This window comes from Chryseobacterium sp. UYP7 (genome assembly GCF_056279225.1).
The window spans coordinates 224,190-238,559 of the sequence record NZ_JBWBQW010000006.1; the positions used below are offsets into that span (position 1 = coordinate 224,190).

Annotated in this window: 12 protein-coding genes and 1 pseudogene; all 13 read right to left on the reverse strand. The window is 31.0% G+C overall.

Annotation, left to right across the window (positions count from 1 at the left end; genetic code table 11):
* Positions 1 to 222: 222 nt before the first annotated feature.
* The 13 genes and pseudogenes from ACZ9HT_RS13395 to tssD all read right to left on the reverse strand — a co-directional run bounded on the left by ACZ9HT_RS13395 (position 223) and on the right by tssD (position 14,038).
* Positions 223 to 1,182 (reverse strand): hypothetical protein, encoded by a 960-nt coding sequence (locus ACZ9HT_RS13395; RefSeq protein ID WP_476040993.1) that lies wholly within the window; start codon positions 1,180 to 1,182, stop codon positions 223 to 225.
* Positions 1,183 to 1,185: 3 nt separating this feature from the next.
* Complete coding sequence (locus ACZ9HT_RS13400; protein WP_476040994.1) at positions 1,186 to 2,505, reverse strand: site-specific integrase; 1,320 nt, start codon at positions 2,503 to 2,505, stop codon at positions 1,186 to 1,188.
* 324 nt (positions 2,506 to 2,829) lie between these two features.
* Positions 2,830 to 3,681 (reverse strand): hypothetical protein, encoded by an 852-nt coding sequence (locus ACZ9HT_RS13405; protein WP_476040995.1) that lies wholly within the window; start codon positions 3,679 to 3,681, stop codon positions 2,830 to 2,832.
* A gap of 90 nt (positions 3,682 to 3,771) precedes the next feature.
* A pseudogene (locus ACZ9HT_RS13410) lies at positions 3,772 to 4,041 on the reverse strand (M23 family metallopeptidase); the annotation flags it as partial.
* 412 nt (positions 4,042 to 4,453) lie between these two features.
* Positions 4,454 to 5,434: an ankyrin repeat domain-containing protein gene (locus tag ACZ9HT_RS13415; RefSeq protein ID WP_476040996.1), complete on the reverse strand. Its 981-nt coding sequence runs from the start codon at positions 5,432 to 5,434 to the stop codon at positions 4,454 to 4,456.
* A gap of 457 nt (positions 5,435 to 5,891) precedes the next feature.
* Positions 5,892 to 6,974, reverse strand: coding sequence for a hypothetical protein (locus ACZ9HT_RS13420; protein WP_476040997.1), 1,083 nt, complete (start codon positions 6,972 to 6,974; stop codon positions 5,892 to 5,894).
* A gap of 202 nt (positions 6,975 to 7,176) precedes the next feature.
* Positions 7,177 to 7,641, reverse strand: a complete 465-nt coding sequence (locus ACZ9HT_RS13425) for a hypothetical protein (RefSeq protein WP_476040998.1) — start codon at positions 7,639 to 7,641, stop codon at positions 7,177 to 7,179.
* A 240-nt stretch (positions 7,642 to 7,881) separates the two neighbouring features.
* Positions 7,882 to 8,334, reverse strand: coding sequence for a DUF4280 domain-containing protein (locus ACZ9HT_RS13430; RefSeq protein ID WP_476040999.1), 453 nt, complete (start codon positions 8,332 to 8,334; stop codon positions 7,882 to 7,884).
* A gap of 141 nt (positions 8,335 to 8,475) precedes the next feature.
* Positions 8,476 to 9,426 carry a hypothetical protein gene (locus tag ACZ9HT_RS13435; protein ID WP_476041000.1) on the reverse strand — a complete coding sequence of 317 codons (951 nt, stop codon included), beginning with the start codon at positions 9,424 to 9,426 and terminating at the stop codon, positions 8,476 to 8,478.
* Positions 9,427 to 9,431: 5 nt separating this feature from the next.
* Positions 9,432 to 11,531: a hypothetical protein gene (locus ACZ9HT_RS13440; protein WP_476041001.1), complete on the reverse strand. Its 2,100-nt coding sequence runs from the start codon at positions 11,529 to 11,531 to the stop codon at positions 9,432 to 9,434.
* A gap of 9 nt (positions 11,532 to 11,540) precedes the next feature.
* Positions 11,541 to 12,326: a DUF4280 domain-containing protein gene (locus ACZ9HT_RS13445; RefSeq protein ID WP_476041002.1), complete on the reverse strand. Its 786-nt coding sequence runs from the start codon at positions 12,324 to 12,326 to the stop codon at positions 11,541 to 11,543.
* 4 nt (positions 12,327 to 12,330) lie between these two features.
* Complete coding sequence (locus ACZ9HT_RS13450; protein WP_476041003.1) at positions 12,331 to 13,362, reverse strand: hypothetical protein; 1,032 nt, start codon at positions 13,360 to 13,362, stop codon at positions 12,331 to 12,333.
* 268 nt (positions 13,363 to 13,630) lie between these two features.
* Entirely contained in the window at positions 13,631 to 14,038 is a 408-nt protein-coding gene (tssD, locus tag ACZ9HT_RS13455) for a type VI secretion system tube protein TssD (RefSeq protein WP_125025949.1), read from the reverse strand.
* Between the last annotated feature and the right edge of the window lie 332 nt (positions 14,039 to 14,370).

Here is a 14,370-nt window from a genome sequence, read left to right on the forward strand (position 1 = left end):
GTTTAATAATTAATATGCCCGTTCTTAACATTGCAAATAGACATAAAATTCGAAATGGAGAAAAATGGAAATAAAAAAATATCAATAATTTAATACTGATATTCAATGCTTTATAAAATAAAAAATAAAAATAAAATGCAAAAAAATGTAATAGGACTTTATGAGGTCATTTGCATCTATTTTATTAGAGAATAATAAATTTCAAGACTCTCTGCGACTATTTTAACTCTTGAGACTTTCAAAATAATTGCTTATTTTTAAATCAATTTCTTCATGATCTTTAGTTTTTAGGTGATCTTGGTTAACAGTCTTTATTTTATCAAAATTTTGGATTTGAAAATATTCTACAATCGTCTTCTCCCATATTTCTTTTTTATTGTCAACAATAAATGCTTTCAATTTGTTTATTGAATAAGCAATATATTTATCCTTACTCGGGTTTTTTTCGAGACTAAGCACCTTATTTAATGTAATCTGATTATAAAATTCTGGCAGTGAAACAGTTTTCAACAGACTCATTTTAATTAAAATCGAATAGGCTAATTCTATGGAATCCTCATCCTTAAATATAATTTGTGAAAAAGTATTTGAGTTGGAAAGTCGCAGTATCCATTTTTCTATAATGTCCATTTTTTCTAGAAATGGACTGAAACTGAAATAAAGACTATTAGAATTATTTTCAAAAAACTCATCTCTTTCTTTTTGAACAATCTCAAGTTTTTGCTTCTGAAAATTGTATTCACTATTAGCAATTTCGAAATCCCTGGTTAAATTTTTCATCTCAACAGATTCTTCGGAATATTTCATACTCCACGATTCTAATTGACTTTGCAGCAAACTATCTTCATTTCTGTACGACTCAAGTCGTTTGCTTTCAACCTCAATTTTGTAATCATAAGGAAGCAGTAATTGTTCAAAGAAGACACTTACAGAAAACTCTTGTATTAAACTTTGACTATCGTTAAATTTCTTCTTAATCTCTGATATTAGTTCTTTATATTCACTTAAAAGAAGTGGAATATTTTCGCTTCGCAGCAAATCTTCATAAACTAGAGCATCATCTATTTTACAGAAAAATATGATCTTGTCTAATAAACCCTTACTAATATCACTTGTATTTCGAACTGCATTAAAACTAGTTGCTATTCTTTGTAGGAAGGCTAAATGTTCACTTGTTTTCATTTCCTAAAAATTTAATTTTTTCATCTCAATCGCTTTTGTTGAATCTGCAACTTCGATATATGGTTTCATCGATTTGTAATCTGAATGTCCTGTCCATTTCATAATTATTTGTAAACCGATTCCTTTCGCAATGCATAAACATACGAAAGAACGCCTTCCAACATGACTACTTAAAAGTTCATACTTGGGTTTAGTTTCATCGTGTCTTTCATTACCTATGAAATATGTTTCGGTAATAGATTCATTTATTTTTGCTAACTCTCCAAGCTCCTTCAAATATTCGTTCATATTCTGGTTAGAAATAACCGGAAGCGCTTTATCATTTTGGAAAGGAATATCTTTATATTTATCAATAATATCTTGAGATGTTTTATTAAGTTCAATTACAAGGCTATCGTTTGTTTTTAGAGTTGTAACATCAAATCTGCCGTCTTTAATGTCTGATTTTTTCAATTTGTAAGCATCGGAATGGCGCAAACCAGAATAGCAAAGGAAAAGAAGAACATCGCGAACGCGGTCTAGATATAATTTAGTTTCCGGTATCTCAAAGTTTTTTATTTGCAAAATTTCAGATTCCGTTAAAAAAATGAGTTTCTTTTTTGCGATTTTAAGTTTTGGTTGAAAATCTTCAAATGATTTAATTTCTGTATATCCCTTTTTTACAGCATATCTTAAGAACCACTTAATATTTTCAATGTATTTTTTGGTAGTTGTATTTCGAAGTTTTAATGTTTTGCTAAAAAAAGTTAGAACATTGCTTAATCCTTCCAAAGTTAAATCCTCAAATCTAAGTTTTGGATTAAACGCTTCCAAATGAGTTTTTAGAGTTTTTAACTTTGCATAAGTATCAGTTGTCCAATTATTAATTTTTCCATTATAGGAAGTGAATTCGTCAAACACTTTATAAAATGATATTTCTTCTTTAGGTTCAACTTTTATTAATTCAACCTTTAACTTTTTTATTTTTTTTACTTCTACACCATCATTTTTTATCTTTTCATAAGCATCCTTAACCTCTTCAATAGTTGGTATCTGATTTTTGATTTGACATTCGTAAAAGAACGACTGAATTGCAGATTTATACTTGTCAATTTTAATGTTTATTTCTTCAGCAGTTTGTTCACTGGAATTTGTTCGACCAGAAATGACTTCCTTTTTTTCGGCATCCCAGTCAGAAATATTTATTCTGAAACCGCTATAAAAATTTATTCTATTAGATAAAAAGGTTAGACGAATAAATATTGGTGCGTTATCATTAACAACTACACCTTTCTTTTTTCTTCTTTCAATATCAACTGTTATTTTTCTTTTAATGTTAATCATAAAAAATATTTACAGCCAAATCTACAGCCATTTTTTATGATATGCAATGATATTTAAGAAATATCTTAAAATACAAAAACTCGTACAACCTCTATTAATAAAGGAAAATGATAGTTTAGTAAATTTAGAAATATAATAGATGAGAATCCCATCCTCTCTACAAACAAGTCTAACAATGACTTAACCTAATCAGGAACTAATGTTCCTGATTTTTTAGTAATATACTCCTGCTATATCAAGTTCAAATTTCTCAATTTGGTAACATATGCCAACGTCATTATTTGGGATCACGCATAAAAATTGGGGACTAAGCAAAAATTTGGGTTAATCTGAAGAGGAAGGTTTATCACTGCCTGAATTTAATAGTTTCAATTTTTCAATATCTATTTTTAAAATCAATTTACTACTGTTAATTTTATTACCATAAAAGATCTCGGGTTCTAAAAAATTAAATATTACGTAATTATCTTTTTGATCTAACTCTAAAAATTTATTTAGTGGTGTATCAACTACAGATGAGAATTCAACAAATCCAAGATTAACAAATTTATTATCAATTTTCATAAAAACACTGTAACCCCAAATTCCTCCTTCATCACCGTTTGCAATGAAAAGAACTCCAATATTTTCATTTTTGTAATAAAAGGGTTCGTGCGTCCATGAATCTTTCTGAGTAGTGCCAATTTTTTTTCCTTCACTGTATATTTCATAACTAAATCCTTCACCTTTAACACTTGTCAAATGAAATCGAATGAGCTTACCATCGATGTCATAGTCAGATTCGAATAGCTTGCCATCAATTTTAAAGTTATTCCTTGTCTCACTAATTTTTGTGAAAACCAGTGGCGATTGTATTGCTTTTACTGTTTTAGGTAAATTCTCACTAATGTAATTTTCTTTCTTAATCCCCTCCTTAGCGTCTTTGAACCAAAACTCATAAAAATAATCTGCGTTCTTATCAACTGCGGTAATTATTATTTCTTTTGACTCGTCATTGTCAATATTTATTTCTTCTTGACTGTCTATTATCAGATCATCAGGAATTTTATATTCTTTTTTATTGATTTTTTTTTCTAATGATAAATCATTTGGATTACCTCTTATTTTTGGGGTTTCTTTGCAAGAATTAAAAAATGTTACTAGTATTATTATAAAATAAAATGCCTGTTTGATCATAGTATGCCTGTTTGTGTATTTTTATCTGGTTTTGTATTCACATTACGTCCTAGTTCAGCAATTCGTGTAATGGGTCAAATGGAGGTTTCGTCATTTTATTTTTCTGACTTCAAAATGCAGATGGTCCATTTTTGCCGCTTGACCTTTTGAATTTCCTGTCTGACCAGTTTTACCTATCGGATCACCAGCTTTTACAGTTCCTGTTTTATACTCTGAAAGATGACAATACATTAAGAAGTACTTTTCTCCTTTATAATTACCTTCTAAAAAAGTCCTGTGCCCATAACCACCTTTATCCTCCAAATAAGTTATCTCACCATCAATACCAGCGTAAACTTGGGTACCAACGGGAGCATATAAACCTAGCCCATCATCCTTTCCACCTGTTCTACCATGAAAATCACTTTTATGTGGTGAAAGTTACGTATCAGTATACTAACGTATTATAGACATAAAATAACTCTGCTCTATTCATTTTTGGAATTGCTGCAGCTTTAGGTGTAATCATCAATCCTCCACCTTCTGGCTCAAATAGATACGCTTCATTGGCTTAGAATTGGTCCCTGAAAATACAGCACCATTTGAGGATGTTTTTTTTTGACTAGTTGGTGTTTTCTGGGGTGGTTTCGGTTTATGATCAGGATTCACCACATCAACATTTATCTGACTCGCTTTTTTGATCTTGCCGCCATAACTCGCCGTAACATAATATTCATGATTGGCTCACTCGGTTTGGTCTCCAATTTATAATATTAATTTGCGTAGTATGTCATTATTCTATGTCCTCTGAAGATTTTGCAAAATTTAATGGGAACTGATTTTTTCCAACATTTGCTTTTTTATAGTTTTTTACGAGATTACTTGTAAGCCAAAATTGATCATTCTTTTTAAAAACTTTGCCAATTAAATTAGAGGTTTTCTTGTCATATAAAACCAGCGTGTCATTCGCCGAATCAATATTCAATTTATTGCTAAAAGATTTTGTACCGCTAAAACCAAATTCTGAATTATCTTGTTGGATATTTACATAATAATTACCCAATGAATCTATATTATCATACGGTCGGTAATAGTAAATTCCTTTCCATTTTTTTTCGATGCCAGAGTTTTTCAGTTCATTATCTTTAAAAAGTGAAATCCATTTACCTCCTTTTTTTAAAGCAATATCCTCTGCACTGTTATTGTTTTCATCTTTAATTTGAATACCTGCTCCTTTCTCTAATAATAATTTTGTTAATTCAAAATTGTTATTTTCTAAAGCCATAAACAATGGTGTAATTTTATAATCACTATCTGCTAAGATAATTCCGTTAATTTTAGCACCTTTTTCAATTAATATTTTAGCTATTTCATAGTAATTTAATTTACATGCAAAAGATAAAGGTGTTAATCCATCATCGGTGTAGATTTGATTTACTTTGGCTTTTTTTAGAAGTAAATACTCAACAATTGATAGTCGATTATTCTCAATGCTTACATACAATGCGTCATAGTTATATATATCATCTTTTTTTGCATAATTTATATTAGCTCCTTTTTCTATTAGTTCTTGAACACCATTAAGATTATTTTCTTTACAGTCAATCCCCAGTTGAGTATATTCAAAATGATTTATTTTTTTTATAAAAGCATTAATCTTTAATGAATCATTTTTTGTATTTATTGGGCTAATAAAATTTGACTTACTCTTTTTACAACTAATCTCAAGACAAGTAATAATAATAAGTAAAAAAAACAGAAAAGTATTTCTCATAGTTTTAGTTTTTAATCTCAACATGAATAGCATTTACTCCCTTAATCATCCGGATCAAAATTAATATCAAATAATTGCTTTGAAGCCAGCAAAAATTCAAGCCAGGAATCCGGACTTTCAGTATTTCGCACGTCACCAGCATTTTCAGAAATATTATTTTCACATACAATTCTAATGCGATTTTTTCAGAGGATCTGTTTTCTATTCTTACAAAAACATCTTTGCAATTTTTAAGAGTCTAAAGGGTACTTGAGTGACCCAGATCCTGAAAATATTATTCAAGAGTTAAATTTTTGGCAATATGATCAGCAGCCGAAGCAGGTAATTATTTTGAGTTGCATTGAGATTAGAATTCATTTCAGCTTTATTGATAGATTTTTGACAACTTAAAACAAGAAGAATGAGAAGAAAGATTGATTTTGACATTTGTGATGCAAAGTGATGTCATACCCTCAGATTAATTGTTACACCTCCGTATAACAGCATTCTTCCCTTTCCCAAAAGGATTATCTTCAAACATTCTCTTTTTAGTTTTATCATTGTACAAACCAAACCAATTGATGGATATCTTATTTTCATCAATGATATCAACTTTTGCAATAATATTTCCTTTAGAAAAAGTAGTGAGCGTTTTTATATCAATTCCATCACCTGTAATACTTGTACCAATATAAATAATTGTCTGATTTTCTGGCAAATATTCAATCATCATTTTTGCAAGAAAACTCTTATTTTGATTATATATTTCTATTGTTCCTTCATTGAATTTGTTAAATTTGCTTCCAATTAATAAAAGATAGCTGTCTTTTTTATTTGTACATTTAGATTTAAAAGTACCGTAAACCTCAATTTTTGTTATGTCGGTATTAGATGATTTTATATCAGGAATTTTCACATGTTTTTCCTCTAATTGAGAATTTTTCTTATTTCCGACAATATTTATATTAAAGAATTTAGGGAAACTAATTTTAAAAAAATCGCTACTGACATAAGGAGGCAATTTATGGCTCTCTATATTTTTTAAAAAATTCCATTTTTTATTTTCCTGATCATAATAATATATTTTAGCTATAGTTTTATCTTTTAGAAATACACTTTCTGTTGTACAGCCATTATTTGACTGTAAATATTCCTTGTCTATTTGATATGAAAATATATTGTATTGATCATTGTTTCCGGTTAATAATTTTGCAATAATTGAATTTTCAGTTTCTGAATCATCATATTCATATTTATTTTCTTTAAAATATTTATTTTTCCAAAAAGCAACTAAAGAATCGTTTTTTGGGATAAAATGTATACTGAAATATCCTTCTTTTTCACAATTTAAAAAACTATTAAACGGGTGTTCCGATCGTGTTGATTCATCAACTGACATTTGATATCCATTGAAATACTTTTTATTAAAAAAATCAGTTGATTGAACTATTTTTTCAGTTATTTGTTTGTTTACACTTATTTTCTGCGCGTCATTTTTGCAAGAAATAAGTGATAATAGCATAGTTAGAAATACTATAAATTTACTAAATCGAATTCCCATCTTTGTTAAATTTTGTTTTCATGTAATTTTCAGCTTTTACTCGATAAGAGCCCAAATCGAGGAAGTTATTGTAACCTCCTCCTCGTTTTGCCGCCTCTATATGACAATGCCAATATTTTTTATTTATTCCGCTACCACTTTTTCCATTTGGAAACTCGCTGCTTGAAGCATTACCTGTAGAGCCAGATTGTGCGACTTTTTGTCAATGCTTAACTTTATCTCCTTTTTTAACATATATCTTGTTTAAATGACAATATAAAATAAACACGGTTTGTCCTTCTTTATCTTTAGATTTAGGTTCACCCTGCATTGTTTTTTGCATCAATGCTTTTGTAAGCGTAAATTCAGCAATAGCAAAACCGTGTGAATTCACTTCCCCCGGTTTAGAATCTACAAATAAATTCTTACTATCATGTCCGGAACCTTTTACATCATCTTCCCAAAGTGTGAAAATAACATCCTTACGAAACATGCCGACACAATATGCTTTGTCTCGCAGTTTTTCCATAAAATTAAAAGTTGTACCTTTTGTAACATCTACATATAATAATTCTACTTTCGTGATCTTTGGTATTTTACTTGAAGCTGGAATGACTAAAATTTCACCCACAGATTTCGCTTCAAATTCTTTGCTGAACAATTTAGGGGTGGCTTTAGAAACTTCCAATTTAAATTCTTCGTCAATTACTTTTTCTCCAAATTTAAAGTGAACTTTCTGTCACATTTTTGGAGGTTTGTTGGTGATATTTATCCAATTGCCTCCTTTTTTCTTCTAGATATTCCAAACATACGTTGCATTAGAAGTATTGAATACATCTAAACCATCATTAAACTACTAGATTTCGTCTTTTCCTACGACTGGGTTTTGTGTTCCGGTAATCATGATCTACTATTTTTCAAATCCAATTTAAACATAATATTCGTAATAATCTTCATTAAATTCCTCCTGAAACTCCTCATAATCCATCATCAGATTATAAATCTTTTGTTCCTTTGAATCTACTTTTTTCAAATTACTTTTCCCAGCCTCACTCTGCTGCCCATGTTTCATAATGGTAATCTTCCCACCAACTGCACACAAAAATTCAGACACTTCTGTCATACAACCGTGTCCCATCACTTTTACTTTTTCATAAGGTTTCTGCCATTTTCCGACCGGTGCATAAGAACAGGGTAGGTATCCTCCAGAAGAAGGTTTCAATTTACATTGTCCAAAGGGCATTGCAGATGGATCGAGAGTGAGGTCATCTTCAGTTACGGCCAGATAATCTGCTTCTCCTTCGGCATCATTCCAATAATGTTTTTTGTGACTCGTGAATTTAAATTTTGGGAATTTAAAGCCCTGATCGCATTTGCACATTCCTTTTTTAGTGAGTTTTTTTATCGAATTTCAATGAACGTCTGCTTCTAAAAAAGCATGCTATTGCATGCTTTTTTACTTACCTAAATATATTTGAAATATTATTACGTGATTTAATAAAATTATATTTTTTTATTAAAATTATTTAATGATGTATTTTGCAATAAAAGCAGAATAATTGAAATCCTTTAAAGTTATTGAACCGTAGTTATTTTTTTCTAAAATAACAATATTTTCGGTTGATTCGCCAATTTTACTATTATTAACAATTACTTTATCGAGAACAAAATAATTCTCTTTATTGCTTCTAAATTTAAAATCTATTTTGTAAATATCTTCATTTGATTTGTAGGATGAACTAAACAATAAATTGCCTTTTTCAACTTTATAATCATAAAAAGACTCTGCGCCGTTTCCACATTCTTCACAAGGTATAGCATTGTCGCTTGCAAATAATAATGAAAGATTATTGTTCGCTTTTTCAATTGAAATGAGAGTTTTTAGGTTATCGTCTTTATTTAATATTAAAATATAATATTGCAATCCGTTATCATTAAAATCAAATTCATTTTTATAAAGAATATTTGAAGGATTGAATTTGTTATTGGTTAAAAAATCTTCTAAATTACCGTTATCATTTTCCTTGTTTCTTGGATAATAGTTAGAAAATTCTTTTTCAATATCAATAGGAAAAATATTTTTTATTTGAGATTCTCCACTTTTATATAATAATAAAGTCCAAGGTTTGTATTTTGAAACACTAATAACTTTTTCACCGATTTTTAAGATTTTCTGATTAGTGATATTGATTGTATCAATACCTTGTTTAACGATATAATTGCCAGCTTCTGCGGTATAAAAATTGGCATCATCTGCAATTGTAAAAAAATCATCTTTATTTTTATATGAATTTTTTAAACTGTCAATATATGCTGAAGTCGGAGTTATAAAAATAACGAGATTTTTATTTTCAATTCTTACAGTGTCTGTTTTTATTTTATCGCTTGATAAGTTTTTACTGGAAGATTGGTTTTCTTTTTTACAAGCTAAAAATAGAGAACAACAGATAATAAATACGAAGACGTTTTTCATGATTACTATTTTTGTTTAATTTGAGTATGGTAGCAATTGTTTTCTATTAAAATTTCATCCAGTTCAGTACGTTTTTTCATTTCACTCAAAAATTTATTTTTATCCTTTAAATTTCCGTATGCAATATCAAACGTATTTAGGATTTCAGGATTAGCTAAATGCTTGGAAACGTTCGACGGACCCAACTCATTGATTTTTTGTTCCATTAACTTTATTACGGATTCTCTGGATTTAGATCTGTTATTTTCGTAAACATCGATAACCCGTTGACCAGGTGCTTTATAAGTACTCCTTTGTTCTTTCAGATTCGATTTGCAATTATCATACATGATTCGTGCCTGATCATATGGTGTCCTTGCTGTACTTGTTATCGCTATATAATAATTACCTGATGCTTCACCAACTTCTCTCAGAACATTTTTAGTTTTTTCGGACAAAGCACTTTCTTTCGCTGTTTTACCAACAAAATCTAATACAACTTTACTATTCGATTTTTTAATATCAACCTTATCTTTTTTACATTCTGTTACCTTAAAGGCCTCAATGGCATTTTCAAAATATTTTTTTGTGTGGGGATTATCCTTATCATAACTGTTTATAAAAAATCTAACGTTCGGAACGGTTTCTTTTGTTTTCGATATATCTGCAACATTGTAAATTGACTTTCCTTCCCAAAATGCAATAGAAGATAAAACAGCATATTTTATTTCTGCTACTTTATCATAATTTTCTTCTAAATCAACATATTCTTCTGGAAAAACCTTTTTGAGAAAAACACTTGCATCATTATAGTTGGTTCTTCCCGTTAATTGTATCAAACCCTTACCTCGATAATTCCAACCGTCACCCCCACCTTTATTTCCATTCTTTTTGCCATATACAAAATTTAGCAGTTGCTTTTGAGGTCTTTCAGCTGCAACTTTTGATAGTTTACCGCTACCTACCAATTCTTTATATCGTGCTGGCCAAATGTTCTTAATATTATTCTCCGAATAATAGGGCGGAGTATTTCCCTCGGTCAGCTTTTTTTCTAAAAGAGATGTTTCTGTAGCAATCTCAGATAAATAGTGCGCTTTTCGCAAACAAGTGTTTATATGTAATTCTTGCTTAGTTCCTTTTCTTAAACTGATGAATTTATTTAATAATAAAACAATGTTTTTTCTATAGTTCTGATCTTCTTTATCTCCTAAAACTTTGTTAACTTCATCAATCGTTATTTCTTTCGTACAATTTGGACAATTTCCTTCTTCTTTTTTATCATCTTTTCCTTGCGCTTTAGCCGGACTAACACCTTCATTTGTTGGTGGTGGATTAGGCCCAACGCCTTTTACCGGTAGCGGTTCTTGCTTAGGTACAGGTGAAGATGATGGATTTCCCGCAGGAATTGGTGCTTTAACTGGTGCATTCTCATCTTTTACATTTTGCTGAGGAGAGTATTTAGTTTTGGCTCCCTTTCCTTTCACCAATAAATAATATTCGTGCTCACTTCCTTCAACATCCAAAATACCTTTGTCAGCTTTAAGCTTCCACATGATATCAAGTGGCATTTTGAATTCGACTCTTCCATTAGTATTGGTAACTTTAAATAATTTCTCACTATCCCAAACATTAGTATTTTCTGATTCGTCGTGTCCAGTATCACTGTAGGTATCTCTTTCCCATAAACTTACCTTCAGCGTTTCACCAAACATATTGCTGGTGTTAATTCTTACCTGTACCGTTTGACCGTATTTAGGAGTTTCTTTTAACACATTCCAGTTGGAATCAAAAAAACCGATCGATTCAATTTTAGATTCCCCCCCAACTGGCGTTATTATAATTCCAGGAGGAGCTTTCATTTCTGGCGAATGAATGTAGGCCTCTATGAGAAGTTTTTTTCCAAACCACTTTTGAGGGAATGAATAGGGTACTCGTTTTCCGGTTTTCAGTAAACCGCGTAACTCTCTCCAGCTTCCAGAAGATTGCTGTACATAAAGTTTCCATTTTATATCATTATAACTTTTTAATGCAGCTGTACCAGGATAATAAGTTGCTACTTCATAGAAATTTTCCTCGCCAACTTTAGGGAGTTTGTTTCCTTTTACTGATGAAATTCCTTTTGCCATTTTTATATATTAAGAATATTCATTATCTTCCTCAATCTCCTCCCCAAATTCTTCATAATCAACTACAGGATTATAAATTTCTTGTTCCTTTGAATCTGCTTTTTTCACATTACTCTTTCCCGCCTCACTCTGCTGCCCATGTTTCATAATAGTGATCTTTCCACCAACCGCACACATTAGCTCAGATATTTCCGTGAGGCAACTGTGTCCCATCACTTTTACTTTCTCATAAGGTTTTTGCCATTTTCCGACGGGTGCATAAGAACAGGGTAGATATCCTCCAGAAGAAGGTTTCAATTTACATTGTCCAAAGGACATTGCAGGTGGATCGAGAGTGAGGTCATCTTCAGTTACGGCCAGATAATCTGCTTCTCCTTCGGAATCATTCCAATAATGTTTTTTGTGACTCGTGACTTTAAATTTTGGGAATTTAAAGCCTTGGTCGCATTTGCACATTCCTTTTTGAATCACAAAATATTTGCCGTCGTGCTCGCTGGATTTACTTTCGGTTTCCACCGCCTTGTCCTCCTCATTTTTATCTTCTTCTTTTTCAGGACCTTTCTCATCTTCGGGATTTTGTGCAGCATTCGGCTCCTCTGAATCTAAATCTGAACCTAGATCTTCACCCCCATCAAATCCATACATGAAATCTTCATTTTCATTTTCACCATCTGATAAGCCATTGGAAGGATCAGTAAAATCTCCTTCAAAATCCGGAGAAAATTCAGCGTTTCCTGATTTTTGTGATGGAGTTTTTAAACTCGGTAATTTTCCACCTTTATCTAATTCACCCATCTTTTTAGATTTTTGATAATTTTATTTTCTGCTTTCTGTAAATTTCATCCTCAAGCAAAAGTGCAATACCACCTTCGGCTGTTATTAATTGCTTGGTCTTTTTATGAGTTGTATATTTCAGTTCTACTAATCCAGTTAATTGCTCTTCAGCTTCTTCACCTGATCGCTTCCCTCGAAGCATTTCTTGCAAACTGACATTTTCTGAAATTTCACCGCGCAAGTCACTCTGAATTTCCTCCGAATTGATATGGTCGAACGTCACATTAAATATGCAATTAAGCGGAAAAGAGTTCTTGACTAAAAAAAATTCTTCTTTCCAGGCCGATTCTCTGTAAAACCAGTTCATCGAAGGAAACAAAACCTGATACAATAATGTCGACTGAATTTGTTTTTCAAAATATGATTCATTGCTAATGCTTGCCGCGAATTTGTCCATATATTTCGTTGCAATTTCGCCGATAAAAAAATCTTCGAGGTCCTTCCTCTTCTCTTCAAAGATTTTCTGAATGTTTTTAAATTCATGAATTCCCGAAATTTTTCCATCCAAATTAATTTTCAAATGAAGCGGAGAAATACTTTCCATACACGCCATAGAGAGTTCGCTCATTTTATCATCTGGTTTAGAACCCGCTTTCTTAAAATCAAAGCATCGTACGGAAGCGATCAAACTTTTACCGGAGTTTTTTTGATCTTCTTGAAGCTTTATATCTAAAGAGTAATCAATTTCAACTTTATTTTCAAAATCACTCTCATAAGATTCTGAAACTTGATAACGCTGAGCAAAAAAATCGGGAGATACAATTTTGGGTGGAACGGCGTTTCTATTTTCCTGGTGGATCTGCTCCTCACTCTTAAATACTTTAGGTATAACAATCTTTTGTATTCCTGTTAATCCATTGAATAACAGCAAGCCAACTTTTTGGCAGTTTGCATTGTGGAAATTTCGTAAATCTTCAGATGTCATTCCGATTCCTTCCGCAATCGAAAAAAGCGTATCATTTCTCTGAACTTCGTATATTAAAAGATTTTCGACCATGAATCAATAGTTAAATTTAAGTTTCCGAAAGCGAATTTTTTGTAAATCCTGTACACTTACTCTTTGAGTAAAGTTAAAAAATTAAATGATGTTTTTGTGTATTACATTTTATTTAGAATTTTATTGAAAAATAATTATAGAACTTTACTTATTGATGATAATATGAAACTACGGAAATAAAATAATTACTGATATTGCATTACTCTTTATGAAAAAAGCCCTGGACTATTTAATTCAGGGCTTTTTAAAATAAATGATTCGGTCTTAATTACATTCCCGGCCAAACACCTTCGTAAGCACCGCCACCATAGTTGATCTTCTCAGCGCTGATAACAAATGAGATAAGCATACTGTTGCTGTCGATCGCATCGAAATCTACTTCATGTTGAATCACGTAACCGTTTTCCCAGTTCAATTTGATCAAAGTTCCTTCTTCGTGAGATTTGTTGAAAGTTACTTCGCCAACGGTTGGTTTGTATTTTCCGTTCAATAAAGATTCGATGATGTCGGACTTGTCAGTCGCTTCGATCGTTACTTTAATGATCGCGTTGCTCGGATCAGAAGCTACTCGTCCTGAAACATCGGTAGATCTCGCTACGCTGTAGTTCAGTTTTAATACTTTGGATTCCTCGCCGTTGTTGAATTTTAAGACTGCTCTTGAATTGTTTGCTGCCATGATTTCTAAAATTTATTTGTTAATATTTTGTTTGATGATTTTGAAATTCTTTCGTTTCTATAATTCAAAGATAAAACCGTTTTTCTTTTAAAAACCATCTTTTTCAAAAAGTTGAAAAATTGTAGTAGTTCTACTACAAGTCGTTTTGAGGGAATTTTATAGATATTTTGCGTTGTAACTCTTTCTATGAGGGATATTCTCTGTAGTCAGTTTCTTATAAGCCTCCAGAATTTTCGGTTTTAGAGCATTATTATTTGCGAAAACTTCAAATATTGTAGTAGTTTTACTACAACTTCGGTACTCTTTTTAAAGTAAATTTGTGTAGTTATCTG